Origin of the sequence: Enterobacter sp. JBIWA003 (assembly GCF_019968825.1) — a bacterium.
Classification (GTDB): domain Bacteria; phylum Pseudomonadota; class Gammaproteobacteria; order Enterobacterales; family Enterobacteriaceae; genus Enterobacter; species Enterobacter quasiroggenkampii.
In genome coordinates, this window is sequence record NZ_CP074170.1 from 3397749 (window position 1) to 3415191 (window position 17443).

Consider the following 17443-nt stretch of genomic DNA (forward strand, 5'->3'; position numbering starts at 1 on the left):
CTGCGCGGACATCAAGAATAATTCTTATTTTAGTTTACGCATCCCCGCCTGACGGAAGGTCAGATTAAAGCGGTACTCGCCCGTGAGGGGGTGAATGCCGGGTTTCAGCGGCTGAATGCCGTGATAATAAAGCCGCGATTCCCTGCCCCACACCACCACATCGCCATGTTCCAGCATAATGCGTTTGAGCGGATCGTTGCGGCGTAATCCCCCAAACTGAAAGACGGCGGGCAGGCCTAACGATACCGATACGATAGGCGCGCGCAAATCGGGCTCATCCTTGTCCTGATGCAGCGAGAGCTTCGCACCGACGGCGTAGCGGTTAATCAGACAGGCATCAGGACGAAAATCCGGATAATCCGCCGCCACGGCAGCCTCGTGACAAAGTGCCTGAAAAACCGCAGGCATGGGAGGCCACGGCCGGTCGGTCGTGGGATCGTTTGGAGCATACACATACCCACGTTCGTTTGTCGCCCAGCCCAGTTCGCCGCAGTTGGCCATGGCCACCGACATGGTGTAGCCGCCCGGTGTCACCATATGGCGAAACGGTGAAACCGCCGTGACCTCTTCAATACCGGCAAGCAACGCCGCCGCACGGGAGAGTGCAAAGCGGCGGAGGATCACCGCCCCTGGCGCAAGCGGTTCCTGCCAGGGTTCAGCATCCGCAAAAAGATCGAGCATTATTCCTCCCGGCGTTTCGCCTCACGTTTCAGTAACAGCGCTTTTCGCGCCGTCCCCCAGCGATAGCCCGACAGCGCACCGTCGTTGCGAACCACCCGATGACAGGGGATCACAATTGCCAGCGTGTTTGCCGCACAGGCGCCTGCTACGGCGCGTACCGCACTGGGTTGGCCAATCGCCTGCGCCACCTGCTGGTAGCTTGCCGTTTCGCCGCAGGGAATAGTGCGAAGGGCCTGCCAGACGCGCTGCTGGAACGCGGTACCGCGAATATCCAGCGGCAGCGCAAGCGGTACGTCGCGGTTATCAATACTGGCAATGACCTGGTGGATCCGCTGCACAAAGGCGTCGTCCAGCGGCGCGTGCGTAGCTTTTGGAAATTGCGTGGCAAGCTCTGCGGTGACTTCCGCATCGGTGTCACCCAGCAGAATCGCGCAGATCCCCCGCTCGCTTTCGGCGACCAGACAGCGTCCTAACGAACAGTCATGGATGGCATACCGCACGGCCACCTCTCCTTTACGGTACTGCTTCGCCGTCATGCCCAACGCATCGTTGGCTTTACGATAATAGCTGCTGCTGTCGGGAAACCCCGCCGCCAGCACGGCATCGGTAATTTTGTCTCCCTGCGTAAGCGCGGTGCGCAGACGCTGACCCCGCGCCGCCTGCTGCCAGGCTTTGGGCGTCATGCCGGTTACCGACTTAAACAGGCGGTGGAAATGGAAAGGACTCATGGCAACCTGCTCCGCCAGTCTCTCCAGGGTTAACGCGGGATCCTGCTCCAGAAGCCGGCAGGCATGTTCTACTTTTGCCAGCTTCTGCGCCTGCGGATCGCGTTTGTCCGGCATGCAGCGCTTGCACGGACGAAAGCCTGCCTGAGTGGCGTGCCGGGCATCAGGATAAAAACGGACATTTTTACGCAGCGCGTGGCGGGCACGGCATGACGGGCGGCAGAAAATACCCGTCGTCTGCACGGCGAAGACAAACTGATCGTCTGCGAGCGGATCGCGGGCCAGCACGGCCTGCCAGCGATCCTCATCGGTCATTAAGGTTGGGTTTTTCATGATCGGCTCCTCGTATAAGCATACATAGAGCGTGCCTGAGCGCCACCGATAAAAAACCCGCAACCTTGCTTTTTAATTTTTGTCGCTGACCAGGAAACTGTTGAACTGCGGCGAGCTCCAGGTTTTGAACCCGTCGCCCTCTTTGGTGATCATATAAACCGCCAGCCCTTCCTGACGGACCACCTCTTTGGCTTTTTCCGGGCCGAGAACCATTAATCCGGTATCCCAGGCATCCGCTTCCAGCGCGGTGGGGGCAATGACCGTTACCGAGACCAGGTTATGCGTGATGGGGCGTCCGGTCTGCGGATCAATCACGTGCGAAATACGCTTCCCGTCAAGCTCGTAATAGTTGCGATAGCTTCCGGAGGTGCTGATGCCATGTCCGTTGATATCCACTATCGCCTGCACGGCATTTTGCCGATCGGTTGGTTTTTGAATCGCTACGCGCCACGGTTTATCGCTGGCGTTCATACCCCGACTGACCAACGCACCGCCCACCGAGACCAGATAACGGGAAATCCCTTCCTGCGCCATCAGTGCAGCAAGATGATCCGCCGCATAGCCTTCCCCGACCGTCGACAGATCGACAAACAGATCGGGGATATCTTTTTGCAGGTACTGCTGCCCGTACTGGTTGATCACGGTCAGATGCTGTAGCCCTGTCCGGGCGCGGGCGTCATCAATGGCCGCCTGTTCGGGCGTCTTCACCGGCTGTTTATTGGGGCCAAATCCCCAGAGGTTCACCAGAGGACCGACGGTCACATCCATCGCCCCGTTGGTTTTATAACCCACGCGCATTGCCTCGGTCACGATATCGGCCATCGCCTCGCTCACCGGCCACAGAGAAGTGCTGGTCGAGAGGTTAAAGCGCATCAGCGCCGAGTCATTTTTATAGGTCGACAGCAGCTGATCGTCGGCGTCCAGCTGCGACTGGATTTTGCCGCGAAGTTCATCCGTGCGTGTTTTATCGAGGTTCATCACGCTGACGCGCCAGAAGGTGCCCATCGTTTTACCTTCGAGCACCGTCGCGGCAGGTGCATCGGTTTTCGCCACGGTCGCGGGATCGTTACACGCGGTCAGGAAAAAAAGCATAGCCAGAAAGCTGGCGCGTAAAAAAGTCATGTCCATTCATTATTATCCTCATGCCAGGGCGGCAAGAGTACACCAAAAAAGGGGCGTTGTGAGAATCCAGCAAGCACAAAAAAGGGGGCCATCAGGCCCCCTTACGTCACACGTTAACGCGATTAGAACTGGTAAACCAGGCCCAGCGCGACGATATCGTCAGTACCGATACCCGCCTGACGGGTGAAGTCATTTTCATCAACCAGGTTGATTTTGTAATCCACGTAGGTGGACATGTTTTTGTTGAAGTAGTAAGTCGCACCCACATCAACATATTTCAGCAGATCCTGATCGCCGTAACCTTCGATGTCTTTGCCTTTAGACTGCAGGTAAGCCACGGATGGACGCAGGCCGAAGTCGAACTGGTACTGAGCAACCACTTCGAAGTTCTGCGCTTTGTTGGCCCAACCCAGATCGCCTGCGCGAGTCGCGTTGTAGGTCTGAGTATACTGAGCAGCCAGGTAGATGTTGTTCGCGTCGTATTTCAGACCGCCGGTATAGGTTTCAGCGCGGTCGCCAGTACCGAAGCCCATGTCGTTCTGGGAACTGGTGCGCTTAGAGCTGGACACGGCAGTACCAATACCGAAGCCTTCGCCCAGGTTATAAGTGATAGAACCGCCAACGCCATCACCGTTCTGACGCAGTGCTTCACGACCGTTGTTGGTCTGGTCTTCACCGCTTACGCTACCGTTTTTACCTTGATACTGAACAGCAAAGTTCAGGCCATCAACCAGGCCGAAGAAATCGCTGTTACGATAGGTCGCAAAGCCGTTACCACGCTGCTGCATGAAGTTGTCAGAACCGTAGGTGTCACCGCCGAATTCTGGCAGAACGTCGGTCCAGGAAGTTACATCGTAAACTACGCCGTAGTTACGACCGTAGTCGAAAGAACCCGCGTCACCAAATTTCAGACCGGCAAACGCCACACGGGTCCAGGCGTTGTTTTCATTCTCACCTGAGTTACCCTGAATCTGGTATTCCCACTGGCCGTAACCGGTCAGCTGATCGTTAACCTGGGTTTCGCCTTTGAAGCCAAGACGCATGTAGGTCTGGTCGCCATCAGCGCTGTCGTCATCGGAGAAATAGTGCAGACCATCAACTTTACCGTACAGATCTAATTTGTTGCCATCTTTGTTATAAATTTCGGCCGCATTTGCTGCGCCTGCCACCAGGAGTGCTGGTACCAGGAGGGACAGTACTTTAACTTTCATTTTATTAACCCTCTGTTATATGCCTTATAATTGCCACTGCTTACTGGTTAACCCTCATTAACCAGTCGGCAATTTCATTCTCCGCAAAATTACAGAATAATCCAACGCGAATATGATACGAAAACTTTGAAGATGTTTCATTTATCCATCAACATGTTTCAAAATGTAAATAACAAGGAACTTTTACAAAGCACAAATAGCTTAGAAATTTAGCACTTATAATCAAAAGGAAAAACATACCAATAATAATCAATAAGTTATAATAAAAATCGTTACAGCACTGAATGACAAAACAAGATCTCACCTAATCTCTAAAATATCTCTCGCTATCATCATTAACTTTATTTATTACCGTCATTCAGTTTTGAATGTCTGTTTATCCCTAATTGAGCCGGATGCTTCGCATTCGGTTTTTTTTTACCTTTCTTTACGTAACTTCTCGTTTTTTGTGCTACCGCACCGAAATTGTAACGACTATTAACTAAATTCTCATCGGCCGTCCTTCGCGAACACACAATTGATGTAAAACTTAATTTCTTGTTAATTCGTGCTATTTACTGGCTCAGCGCACGTATTATTTGTACGCGCCCGGCGTGTTTGTACATGTTTACTGCGCCGCCCGCCGCCGATATTGTCCGTTGAAAAAGTCGCCTTTTCCCGGACAGTGGCGCTGGAAATTCAGTTATTACCCTTTATACTGCCCTATCGCCACAGAGCATGACCATGACGGGTTAAAGATATCAATGAGTCAGACTGAAACCACCGCCCCGAGCAAATTCTCCCTCCTCCCCGGGAGCATCACCCGTTTCTTTCTTCTTTTGATCGTTGTGCTGTTAGTGACCATGGGGGTGATGGTACAGAGCGCGGTTAATGCCTGGCTGAAGGACAAGAGCTATCAGGTCGTCGATATCACCCACGCCGTGCATAAGCGCATCGATACCTGGCGCTACGCCACCTGGCAGATTTACGACAATATTGCAGCTGCACCGGCCTCCTCATCCGGAGATGGACTTCAGGAGACACGGCTTAAGCAGGATGTCTATTACCTCGAAAAACCGCAGCGTAAGACTGAGGCGCTTATTTTTGGCTCTCACGACAGCGCGACGCTTGAGATGACGCAGCGTATTTCGACCTATCTGGATACCCTCTGGGGTGCCGAAACGGTGCCATGGTCGATGTATTATCTGAACGGTCAGGACAACAGCATGATCCTGATCTCAACGCTGCCGTTAAAAGATCTCTCTTCCGGGTTTAAAGAGACCACCGTGGGCAGCATCGTCGATTCCCGCCGGGCAGAGATGCTGCAGCAGGCGAACGCCCTTGATGAACGTGAGAGCTTCTCTTCCCTGCGCCGCCTGGCCTGGCAAAACGGTCATTATTTTACTCTGCGCACCACCTTCAACCAGCCAGGACATCTGGCGACGGTGGTCGCCTTCGATTTACCCATTAATGATTTAATCCCGCCGGACATGCCGCTCGATAGCTTCCGTCTGGAGCCCGACAGCAGCACCCAGAACATGCGTGCGGCGTCTGACAAAGAGGCCGCAGAGAGCGTATCGATCTCCTTTAACGGTTCAAAAATCGAAATTGCCTCATCCCTGAACTCGACCGGTATGCGCCTGGTGTGGCAGGTGCCGTTTGGCACGCTGTTACTCGACACGCTGCAAAATATCCTGCTGCCTCTGCTGCTGAATATCGGTCTGCTGGCGCTGGCGCTGTTTGGCTACAGCACCTTCCGCTTCCAGTCGGGACGTCAGAGCGACGCCGCGGCGGTCCCGGCCGGTACCAGCAATGAGCTGCGCGTATTACGCGCGCTGAATGAAGAGATTGTTTCCGTGCTGCCGCTTGGGGTCTTAGTTCACGATCAGGAAGCAAATCGTACGGTAATGAGCAATAAAATTGCCGACCATCTGCTGCCGCATCTTAACCTGCAGAACATCACCACCATGGCGGATCAGCACCAGGGGGTGATTCAGGCCACCATCAACAATGAACTGTACGAGATCCGCCAGTTCCGCAGCCAGGTGGCTCCCCGCACGCAAATCTTCATCATCCGCGATCAGGATCGCGAAGTGCTGGTGAATAAAAAGCTCAAGCAGGCGCAAAGACTGTATGAGAAAAACCAGCAGGGGCGCGCCGCATTTATGCAGAACATTGGCGATGCCTTCAAGCAGCCGTTAAAAACGCTGGCGACCCAGGCGGCGGCGTTAAATACGTCAGAAAGCCACCAGCTTGCCTGTCAGGCCGACTCGCTGGTCAGAATGGTTGATGAGATCCAGCTGGCGAACATGCTGGAGAATGATTTCTGGAAGGGAACCCCCACCCTCTTCTCCATTCAGGATCTGATCGATGAAGTGGTTCCGGAAGTCCTGCCCGTGATTAAGCGCAAAGGGCTGCAGCTGCTGATCAATAACAATCTTCCGGCAAATGACGAGCGCCACGGCGATCGTGAAGCGCTGCGCCGCATACTGTTGATGATTATTCAGTACGCGGTAACCACCACGCAGATCGGCAAGATCACCCTCGAAGTCAGTACGGAGGAGTCGGCAGAAGACCGCCTGACGTTCCGCATTCTGGACACCGGGGAAGGCGTCACCACGAGTGAAATTGATAATCTGCACTTCCCGTTCCTGAATGACACGCAAAGCGATCGCTACGGCAAGGCAAATGCCCTAACCTTCTGGCTGTGCGATCAGCTGGCGCGTAAGCTCGGCGGCCATCTCAATATCAAGGCCCGTGAATCTCTCGGCACCCGCTATTCTCTGCACGTGAAAATGGCGGCCAATCCGCAGGAAGAAGATGAAGAGCGTCTGCTGGATGATGTCGTGGTGATGGTCGATGTTACGTCGAACGAGATCCGCAATATTGTCGTTCGTCAGTTAGAAAACTGGGGTGCGGCCTGCATCACGCCGGATGAAAGACTTGCAAGTCAAGAATTTGATCTGTTTTTAACTGATAATCCGTCTAATCTTACTGCCTCCGGCTTGCTTTTAAGCGATGATGAGTCAGGCGTGCGGAAAATCGGCCCTGGCCAGCTGCGCGTCAACTTTAATATAAGCAATGCGATGCAGGAAGCTGTACTACAACTAATAGAAGAGCAGCTGGCGCAGGAAGAGATAGCGGAATCACCGTTAGGCGGTAATGAAAATGCCGAGCTTCACGCCAGCGGATACTATTCACTCTTTGTTGATACAGTACCAGATGATGTTAAGCGGTTGTATACTGAGTCCGCTGCGAATGATTTTGCAGCGCTGGCACAGACAGCACACCGGCTTAAAGGGGTGTTTGCCATGCTTAATCTGGTTCCCGGCAAGCAGTTATGTGAAACGCTGGAACATCTAATTCGTGAGAAAGATGCCTCTGGCATTGAAAAATACATCAGCGACATTGACGCCTACGTCAAAAGCTTGCTGTAGCAAGGTAGCCTTATACATGAACAATATGAACGTAATTATTGCCGATGACCATCCGATTGTACTGTTCGGTATTCGCAAATCACTTGAACAGATCGAGTGGGTGAATGTAGTCGGTGAATTTGAAGACTCTACAGCACTGATCAATAACCTCCCAAAGCTTGATGCACACGTGCTCATTACCGATCTCTCCATGCCTGGAGACAAATACGGTGATGGGATCACGCTCATCAAATATATCAAACGTCACTTCCCGGATATCTCGATCATTGTTCTGACCATGAACAACAACCCGGCGATCCTGAGCGCGGTACTGGATCTGGACATCGAAGGGATTGTACTGAAACAAGGCGCACCGACCGATCTGCCTAAAGCGCTTGCGGCGCTGCAGAAAGGCAAGAAGTTCACGCCTGAAAGCGTTTCTCGTCTGCTGGAAAAAATCAGCGCGGGTGGCTACGGTGACAAACGCCTGTCGCCGAAAGAGAGTGAAGTTCTGCGCCTGTTCGCAGAAGGTTTCCTGGTGACCGAGATTGCCAAGAAGCTGAACCGCAGTATTAAAACCATCAGCAGCCAGAAGAAATCAGCGATGATGAAGCTGGGCGTGGATAACGATATTGCTCTGCTGAACTATCTCTCCTCCGTCACGCTGAGCGCAACCGACAAGGATTGATCTCCGCTGTTTATGCCGGGTGGCGCTCGCGCTTACCCGGCCTACAGAACCCGCAGGCCCGCGCAAGCGCAGTGCCGCCGGGCAATTAAAAAGGCCCTTCCGGGCCTTTTTTATATCCGTGTTTTTCTCACGCGCTCCGCGTAAATCGACAATGTCTGCTTCAGCACGTCCAGCGTCACCGGTTTCGACAGACAGCTGTCCATGCCTGACTCCAGACAGCGCTGCTTCTCTTCCGCCAGCGCGTTCGCCGTTACGCCCACCACCGGCAGCGTCAGGCCAAGCTGTCGGATGCGCTGCGTCAGACGGTAGCCGTCCATGTTGGGCATGTTGACGTCGCTCAGCACGATATCAATATGATTCTTACTCAGCACGTTCAGCGCATCCACGCCGTCATTGGCGGTTTTGCACTGGTAGCCCAGCGATCCAAGCTGGTCAGCCAGCAGGCGACGGTTAATCGGATGATCATCCACCACCAGAATCATCATATCGTCATTCACCGACGCCAGAGACTCCGGTGACGGCAGTCCGCCCGCACCGTCGCTCTCTTCCAGTTCCACTTTGTAGATGCGCGCCAGCAGGCTCAACAGCTCGTGCGGGGTGGCGACACTGTGTATCCATTCCCCTGGCGCACGCTCAACCGGGATACCGATGTGGCGACGGCAGAAGAGCACTGACCCTCTCCCCTGCCACGGCTGTTCTGGCATCTCGTCGGCGATCAGCACATCGTCCACGTCCGGTGTTTGACCTTCATAGCGGCACACCCTCACGCCGCTGTGGGTAAGCAGCGCCGTCAGATAGTCATTCAGCGAGGCGTTATGCACCGCCAGCCAGCAGCGCTTATCGCTCAGCCCGTCTACCGTGGCTTTTGCCGGATACTGCGCCGAATAGAGCGGAATGCGGATGGTGAACTGACTGCCCATGCCGGGCTCGGTATCCACGGAGATGTCGCCATCCATCATGCTGACGAGCTTCTCACAAATCGCCAGCCCCAGTCCGGTTCCCTGGAAGTTACGCTGCACGCCGGTACCGACCTGGAAGAACGGATCGAACAGACGAACCACCTCCTTCGCCGGGATGCCGACGCCCGTGTCGCGCACGCGAATGCTCAGGTAATCCCCCGCCCGGCAGACGTGCAGCACAATACAGCCGGTATCGGTGAATTTAATGGCGTTGCTGAGCAGGTTAGAGATGACCTGCTGCAGGCGCATCGGATCGCCGTGCAGCGTCAGCGGCACGTCCGGTTCGATAAAGCAGTAGAGCCCCAGCTGTTTACGCACCACCAGCGGGAGATAGTTGGCGCTGATATGGTTCATCACCTCGCGCGGCGAAAACTCGCGCGGCTCGATTTTCAGCTGCTCGGACTCGATTTTAGAGAAGTCGAGAATATCGCTGATGATCTTCAGCAGGAGGCTGGAGGAGTTGTTCATCGCCGTCACCAGCCGGTCGACGCCTTTCGGCAGCTCTTTAGTCTGCAGCAGGTCGAGGTTACCGATGATCCCGTACAGCGGCGTACGCAGCTCGTGGCTGACGGTGGCAAGGAACATGGACTTCGACTGGCTGGCCTGCTCTGCCGCCTGCGCCATCTCCTGCAACGACTCTTCCATCTTCACGCGCGCGGAGACATCCACCAGCACGCAAATCGCCACGTTTTCATTGCGATAGCGGGAATGCACAAAGCTGATCTGCAGGTTGGTGTGCGTACTGGTCAACACGTCGACAAAGTTAACCTGCTGACCGCAGATAATTTGCGTCAGCCTCTGCCGGTCTTCGTGCGTCAGCATGTTCAGGTAGTTATGTGCCAGTTCGTTACTCAGGATATTGGTCCCGTCCTGGGTACGCAGAATACAGATCCCCACCGGCGCCGAGGCAACAATCTTGCGGTTAAACTGCTCGTGTTCCTCCAGTCGCTGGGCGTCGCTTTCGGCAGGAATAAAGATTTTTCGCTCATACATGCGCGCCAGCGTAAACAGCGCGCCCCCCGCCAGCAGGTTGAGCAGAATCGCATTCATGATAAGAATGCGTATCCGCTCAAGCACCATATCCACCGGCAGCGAATAGACGATACTGAGCGACGAAGGCGGCAGGCTCTTCTTCAGCACCAGCTCGCGGAAACCTGAGGTATAGCCAAACCACGACCGCTCCTGCATCCAGTGCGGTTCGACGTTTAGACGGTTATCAGGCCCGGCAAGCGAGATCAGTTGATGACCGTTTTCATCCAGAATGGTCACGCCCATGGGCAGGCTGCCCGGGGTGAAGAAGTTTTCCATGCGAATGGTCTGCTCAATCCCCAGCAGCGCCTGCAGGCGATTGCCCAGATAAACCGGCGTCAGGGCGTAGAAATAGCCCACGCCCGGACGCGGGCCCTGGCTCACCCAGAAGATGTTATTGCCGCGCTCGTCCTGCGGTGCATTGCGGTATTTGACAATACGTTCATGCAGGCTTTTCAGCGCATCGTCACGCTCAACGGGTACGTCGCGCAGGCCAAAGTCAGCCATGCAGAGATTCTCGCTGCCAATCAGGAAGACGCGGTTCAGGTCATAGGCGGCGGAGAAATTGTCGCGCCAGTAGCGCATAAACCAGGCGAGCGATTCCAGAGAGCCGCGCCAGGTATTGCTCATGGTGGAGCAATCGGAATCCGGGAACAGCGGCTGGAAGTCCGGGACTTCGGTTTTGTCATCACGCCCGCGAAGCGCAAGGATACCGTTTTCCGCCGTCAGACGATTTTCGGCAATATACTTCAGCTCCTTCATCACGTCAGACGTTCGCTGAATGTAGCGCTGGGCCTGGTCGGAGCTTAAGTTAAACTCCTGGCGGATCTCCGCTTCTTTCTGGTGCAGGGCGTTAACGATGTAAAACACCGAGAACAGGGCTACCAGCAGCCAAAGCAGGAGCGCCAGCGCCCGAAACAGATAGCGAGAGACTTTCAGCGTAGTACGAAAGGAGACGAGGTATTTCAAGGGGGCGAGGCTCCGCCGTCGGGGTCAAAAGAATGTGGTTAAGGTAGCGGTAAACGCGCCAGGTCGCAACGTTGACTTATCTGCTTGTGCAAAAGAAAAGGGCCGGAATCCGGCCCTTTTTTGCATCAGGAGACATTACTCGTCAGCGTCGTCCGCTACGTCATCGTCGGTGTCGGCTTCCGGCGCGATATCCTCATCGCCTTCCGCGACGCTACCGTCGATGGAGTCGAGCTCTTCGTCATCCACCGGCTCGGCAACGCGCTGCAGACCCACCACGTTTTCATCTTCCGCTGTACGGATGAGGATCACGCCCTGGGTGTTACGACCCACCACGCTGATCTCAGACACGCGGGTACGCACCAGCGTACCGGCATCGGTGATCATCATGATCTGGTCCGCATCGTCCACCTGCACCGCGCCGACAACGGAACCGTTGCGCTCGGTCACCTTGATGGAGATTACGCCCTGCGTGCCGCGAGACTTGGTTGGGTATTCCCCTTCCGCCGTACGTTTACCGTAACCATTCTGCGTCACGGTCAGGATAGCCCCTTCACCGCGCGGAATAATCAGAGAAACAACGCTGTCTTCGCCAGCCAGCTTGATACCACGCACGCCCGTCGCGGTACGACCCATCGCACGAACGGCGTCTTCTTTGAAGCGCACCACTTTACCGGCCGCAGAGAAGAGCATCACTTCATCGGAACCGGAGGTCAGATCCACGCCAATCAGCTCGTCGCCTTCGTTCAGGTTTACGGCGATAATACCGGCAGAACGCGGACGGCTGAATTCGGTCAGCGCGGTTTTCTTCACGGTACCGCTGGCGGTCGCCATAAAGACGTTCACGCCCTCTTCGTACTCGCGTACCGGCAGGATAGCGGTGATACGTTCGTTCGCTTCCAGCGGCAGCAGGTTAACGATTGGACGACCACGCGCGCCACGGCTTGCTTCCGGCAGCTGATAGACTTTCATCCAGTACAGACGACCGCGGCTGGAGAAGCAGAGGATCGTGTCATGGGTGTTCGCCACCAGCAGGCGGTCAATGAAGTCTTCTTCTTTAATACGTGCTGCAGATTTGCCTTTACCGCCACGACGCTGTGCTTCGTAGTCGGTTAACGGCTGATACTTCACGTAGCCCTGGTGAGACAGGGTCACAACAACGTCTTCCTGGTTGATCAGGTCTTCGATGTTGATGTCCGCGCTGTTGGCGGTGATTTCGGTGCGGCGCTCGTCGCCGAACTGGTCGCGGACCAGCTCCAGCTCTTCGCGGATCACTTCCATCAGGCGCTCTGCGCTGCCCAGAATGTGCAGCAGCTCAGCAATCTGTTCCAGCAGCTCTTTGTATTCGTCGAGCAGTTTTTCATGCTCAAGGCCGGTCAGTTTCTGCAGACGCAGATCCAGAATCGCCTGGGCCTGCTGTTCCGTCAGGTAGTACTGACCGTCACGCACGCCGAACTCAGGTTCCAGCCACTCAGGACGCGCCGCGTCATCGCCCGCACGTTCCAGCATCGCGGCGACGTTGCCCAGATCCCACGGACGGGAAATCAGCGCAGTTTTCGCTTCCGCCGGGGTTGGCGCACGACGGATCAGTTCGATGATCGGGTCGATGTTGGCCAGCGCAACCGCCAGCGCTTCAAGGATGTGCGCACGGTCGCGCGCTTTGCGCAGTTCGAAGATGGTACGACGGGTCACCACTTCACGGCGGTGACGGACAAACGCGCTCAGGATCTCTTTCAGGTTCATGATCTTCGGCTGACCATGGTGCAGTGCAACCATGTTGATACCGAAGGAGACCTGAAGCTGCGTCTGGGAGTACAGGTTGTTCAGGACAACCTCACCCACCGCGTCGCGTTTGATCTCAATCACGATGCGCATACCGTCTTTGTCAGACTCGTCACGCAGCGCGCTGATGCCTTCAACACGTTTTTCTTTTACCAGCTCGGCGATTTTTTCAATCAGACGCGCTTTGTTCACCTGATACGGGATCTCGTGAACAATGATGGTTTCACGGCCGGTTTTGGCGTCCGCTTCCACTTCGGCACGGGCACGGATGTAAATCTTGCCGCGGCCGGTACGGTACGCTTCTTCAATACCGCGACGACCGTTGATGATCGCCGCCGTTGGGAAGTCCGGGCCCGGGATGTGTGTCATCAGCCCTTCAATGCTGATGTCTTCATCATCGATATAGGCCAGACAGCCGTTGATCACCTCGGTGATATTGTGCGGCGGAATGTTGGTTGCCATACCGACCGCGATGCCGGACGAACCGTTCACTAACAGGTTCGGGATCTTGGTGGGCATCACATCTGGGATGCGCTCGGTGCCGTCGTAGTTATCGACGAAATCAACGGTCTCTTTTTCCAGGTCGGCCATCAGCTCATGAGCGATTTTCGACATACGGATTTCCGTATAACGCATCGCCGCAGCGGAGTCGCCGTCGACTGAACCAAAGTTACCCTGGCCATCTACCAGCATGTAGCGCAAGGAGAATGGCTGCGCCATACGAACGATGGTGTCATAAACGGCGGTATCACCATGCGGGTGATATTTACCGATGACGTCACCGACGACGCGGGCAGATTTTTTATAGGCTTTATTCCAGTCATTGCCCAATACGTTCATGGCGTATAGTACGCGACGGTGTACCGGCTTCAGGCCATCGCGGACGTCCGGCAGCGCACGGCCAACAATGACCGACATCGCATAGTCCAGATAGGAGCTCTTCAGCTCTTCCTCGATGTTAACCGGTGTAATTTCTCTCGCAAGGTCGCTCATCTAACCGCTATCCCTCTACTGTATCCCGGATTCAAAGGTCGCAAATTATAACACAGCCGAGGTGATTGAGGTAAACCTATACGCTTTATTCACAGGGATTGCCTGATATACTCATTCGTCTTGCTAAATAAGGAGTAAAAGCGCCCATGAATGCCGAAAAATCCCCGGTGGCTCACAACGTTGACCACGAAGAGATTGCCAAATTTGAAGCGGTGGCGTCCCGCTGGTGGGATCTCGAAGGTGAGTTCAAACCGCTGCACCGTATTAACCCGCTGCGTCTGGGCTATATTGCGGAGCGTTCCGGCGGTCTGTTCGGTAAAAAAGTGCTCGATGTCGGCTGCGGCGGCGGTATCCTGGCGGAAAGCATGGCGCGCGAAGGGGCGAACGTCACGGGCCTGGATATGGGTTTTGAACCGCTGCAGGTTGCCCGTCTTCACGCGCTGGAGTCTGGCATACAGGTTGACTACGTGCAGGAAACCGTGGAAGAACACGCGGCAAAACATGCCCATCAGTACGACGTGGTGACCTGCATGGAGATGCTGGAGCACGTTCCCGATCCGCAATCCGTGGTGCACGCCTGTGCAAAACTGGTGAAACCGGGCGGCCAGGTCTTCTTCTCAACCCTCAACCGCAACGCTAAAGCCTGGCTGATGGCCGTCGTCGGCGCGGAGTATGTGCTGCGCATGGTGCCGAAAGGCACGCATGACGTGAAGAAATTCATCAAGCCGGCGGAGCTGTTAAGCTGGGTTGACCAGACGTGGCTCAAGGAGCAGCACATCACCGGCCTGCACTACAATCCGCTGACCAATAAATTCAAACTCGCACCGGGCGTTGATGTTAACTATATGTTGCACACAACCGCCAAAAACGACTAACGTCATTCGTTATTCTTATAAAGATTGCGCGACATCATGTTGCGCAATTCTGACCTCCCGTTGAAGAAATCAGCACTCGATCAAATTTTGAATTTTTTTTCTTAATTATTGACATGTCTTCCAGGCCTTACGGTACGAGGACTTAGCCTTTTTTACCCTTTCACAACCTCAATTTAACGTCAAAATCAACCCTTGTGCTGAAAAGATTCGATACTAGAATACTCACCATATAGCGTTTTTCTTATCGCAAACCCCCTATATGTAGTATTTATCCACAGAGTTAGTCACAAGACGGTTCTGTGGATAAGCGGGGGATATTTTTTATTTCACGGACAGGTAAAACCCACATGAATCAGAGTCTGCTGGTGACAAAGCGCGACGGTACTACCGAGCGTATCAATCTGGACAAAATCCATCGAGTTCTCGACTGGGCAGCAGAAGGACTGAACAACGTATCTATCTCCCAGGTTGAACTGCGTTCTCATATTCAGTTCTACGACGGCATCAAAACGTCTGATATCCACGAAACCATCATCAAAGCGGCGGCGGACCTGATCTCCCGCGAAGCACCGGATTATCAGTACCTGGCTGCACGTCTGGCGATTTTCCACCTGCGTAAAAAAGCCTACGGCCAGTTTGAGCCGCCGAAGCTTTACGATCACGTGGTGAAAATGGTTGAGCTGGGCAAATACGACACGCATCTGCTGGAAGACTATACGGAAGAAGAGTTCGAGCAGATGAACGGGTTTATCGATCACTGGCGCGACATGAACTTCTCCTACGCGGCGGTGAAGCAGCTCGAAGGCAAATACCTGGTTCAGAACCGTGTAACCGGTGAGATCTACGAAAGCGCCCAGTTCCTCTACATTCTGGTGGCCGCCTGCCTGTTCTCAAACTACCCGCGTGATACCCGTCTGGATTACGTGAAGCGATTCTACGATGCGGTATCGACGTTCAAGATTTCTCTGCCTACGCCAATCATGTCTGGCGTGCGCACCCCTACCCGTCAGTTCAGCTCCTGCGTGCTGATCGAGTGTGGTGACAGCCTGGATTCCATCAACGCCACCTCCAGCGCCATTGTGAAATACGTTTCCCAGCGCGCCGGTATCGGCATCAACGCCGGCCGCATCCGTGCGCTGGGCAGCCCGATTCGCGGCGGTGAAGCTTTCCACACCGGCTGTATCCCGTTCTATAAGCACTTCCAGACGGCAGTAAAATCCTGCTCTCAGGGCGGCGTACGCGGCGGTGCTGCGACCCTGTTCTACCCAATGTGGCACCTGGAAGTGGAAAGCCTGCTGGTTCTGAAAAACAACCGTGGTGTCGAAGGCAACCGCGTGCGTCACATGGACTACGGCGTGCAGATCAACAAGCTGATGTACACCCGTCTGCTGAAGGGCGAAGACATTACCCTGTTCAGCCCGTCCGACGTCCCGGGCCTGTACGACGCATTCTTCGCCGATCAGGACGAGTTCGAGCGTCTGTACACCAAATACGAAAAAGACGACAGCATCCGCAAGCAGCGCGTGAAGGCGGTCGATCTGTTCTCCCTGATGATGCAGGAACGTGCCTCTACCGGCCGTATCTACATCCAGAACGTTGACCACTGCAATACCCACAGCCCGTTCGATCCGGTCGTTGCGCCAGTGCGCCAGTCTAACCTGTGCCTGGAGATCGCCCTGCCGACCAAACCGCTGGAAGACGTGAACGACGAAAACGGTGAAATTGCGCTGTGTACGCTGTCCGCATTTAACCTGGGCGCAATTAAGAGCCTGGACGAGCTGGAAGAGCTGGCCGTGCTGGCAGTTCGTGCCCTCGACGCTCTGCTGGACTACCAGGATTACCCAATCCCGGCCGCGAAACGCGGTGCGATGGGCCGCCGTACCCTGGGTATCGGCGTGATCAACTTCGCCTACTGGCTGGCGAAAAACGGCAAGCGTTACTCCGACGGCAGCGCTAACAACCTGACGCACCAGACGTTCGAAGCGATTCAGTACTACCTGATGAAAGCCTCTAACGAGCTGGCGAAAGAGCAAGGCGCGTGCCCGTGGTTCAACGAAACCACCTACGCGAAAGGCATTCTGCCGATCGACACCTACAAGAAAGACCTGGATGCGATCGTCAGCGAGCCGCTGCATCTCGACTGGGAAGGCCTGCGCGAGTCCATTAAAACGCACGGCCTGCGTAACTCCACTCTCTCTGCCCTGATGCCGTCTGAGACCTCTTCGCAGATCTCTAACGCCACCAACGGCATTGAGCCACCGCGCGGCCACGTCAGCATCAAAGCCTCGAAAGACGGCGTGCTGCGTCAGGTGGTGCCGGATTACGAGACGCTGGGTGACAACTACGAGCTGCTGTGGGAAATGCCAAACAACGACGGTTACCTGCAGCTGGTGGGTATCATGCAGAAGTTTATCGACCAGTCGATCTCTGCCAATACCAACTATGACCCGACGCGCTTCCCGTCAGGCAAGGTTCCGATGCAGCAACTGCTGAAAGACCTGCTCACCGCCTACAAATTTGGCGTGAAAACGCTGTACTATCACAACACCCGTGATGGTGCGGAAGACGCGCAGGACGACCTGGTTCCGTCAATTCAGGACGATGGCTGCGAAAGCGGCGCATGTAAGATCTAAGCACTTCGCCGGGTGGCGCTACGCTTACCCGGCCTACGGTTTTGTAGGCCC

General features: G+C 55.0%; 10 protein-coding genes. 4 read left to right on the plus strand and 6 right to left on the minus strand.

All coding sequences use genetic code 11. The features are described from left to right. Window positions 1–24: 24 nt before the first annotated feature. From alkB to KGP25_RS16315, 4 genes are all read right to left on the minus strand, one after another. Window positions 25–681: a DNA oxidative demethylase AlkB gene (gene alkB, locus KGP25_RS16300; RefSeq protein WP_223539295.1), complete on the minus strand. Its 657-nt coding sequence runs from the start codon at window positions 679–681 to the stop codon at window positions 25–27. Next, entirely contained in the window at window positions 681–1739 is a 1059-nt protein-coding gene (gene ada / locus KGP25_RS16305) for a bifunctional DNA-binding transcriptional regulator/O6-methylguanine-DNA methyltransferase Ada (RefSeq protein WP_223539296.1), read from the minus strand. The genes alkB and ada overlap by 1 nt, the downstream gene beginning before the upstream one ends. A 72-nt stretch (window positions 1740–1811) precedes the next feature. Further along, window positions 1812–2867, minus strand: coding sequence for an FAD:protein FMN transferase ApbE (gene apbE / locus KGP25_RS16310; RefSeq protein ID WP_045908705.1), 1056 nt, complete (start codon window positions 2865–2867; stop codon window positions 1812–1814). A 116-nt stretch (window positions 2868–2983) separates the two neighbouring features. Then, complete coding sequence (locus KGP25_RS16315) at window positions 2984–4072, minus strand: porin OmpC (protein WP_032663173.1); 1089 nt, start codon at window positions 4070–4072, stop codon at window positions 2984–2986. 743 nt (window positions 4073–4815) lie between these two features. Between KGP25_RS16315 and rcsD the strand changes: the two genes are divergently transcribed. Then, the gene (gene rcsD / locus KGP25_RS16320; protein ID WP_063622157.1) at window positions 4816–7488 is read left to right on the plus strand and encodes a phosphotransferase RcsD; all 2673 of its coding nucleotides are present in this window, start codon (window positions 4816–4818) and stop codon (window positions 7486–7488) included. Between the two features lie 16 nt (window positions 7489–7504). Next, window positions 7505–8155: a response regulator transcription factor RcsB gene (gene rcsB, locus KGP25_RS16325; protein WP_003859405.1), complete on the plus strand. Its 651-nt coding sequence runs from the start codon at window positions 7505–7507 to the stop codon at window positions 8153–8155. Between the two features lie 110 nt (window positions 8156–8265). On the opposite strand, the gene rcsC is transcribed toward rcsB, so the two are convergent. Together rcsC and gyrA are read right to left on the minus strand one after the other, a co-directional pair. Continuing rightward, the gene (gene rcsC / locus KGP25_RS16330) at window positions 8266–11112 is read right to left on the minus strand and encodes a two-component system sensor histidine kinase RcsC (RefSeq protein ID WP_223539297.1); all 2847 of its coding nucleotides are present in this window, start codon (window positions 11110–11112) and stop codon (window positions 8266–8268) included. Between the two features lie 135 nt (window positions 11113–11247). After that, window positions 11248–13884 (minus strand): DNA topoisomerase (ATP-hydrolyzing) subunit A, encoded by a 2637-nt coding sequence (gene gyrA, locus KGP25_RS16335; protein WP_048224205.1) that lies wholly within the window; start codon window positions 13882–13884, stop codon window positions 11248–11250. 146 nt (window positions 13885–14030) lie between these two features. On the opposite strand from gyrA, the gene ubiG reads away from it, so the two are divergent. Both ubiG and nrdA read left to right on the plus strand, forming a co-directional pair. Continuing rightward, the gene (gene ubiG, locus KGP25_RS16340; RefSeq protein ID WP_045908709.1) at window positions 14031–14759 is read left to right on the plus strand and encodes a bifunctional 2-polyprenyl-6-hydroxyphenol methylase/3-demethylubiquinol 3-O-methyltransferase UbiG; all 729 of its coding nucleotides are present in this window, start codon (window positions 14031–14033) and stop codon (window positions 14757–14759) included. Window positions 14760–15106: 347 nt separating this feature from the next. Further along, window positions 15107–17392 carry a class 1a ribonucleoside-diphosphate reductase subunit alpha gene (gene nrdA, locus KGP25_RS16345; protein WP_045908710.1) on the plus strand — a complete coding sequence of 762 codons (2286 nt, stop codon included), beginning with the start codon at window positions 15107–15109 and terminating at the stop codon, window positions 17390–17392. The last annotated feature ends 51 nt before the right edge of the window (window positions 17393–17443 follow it).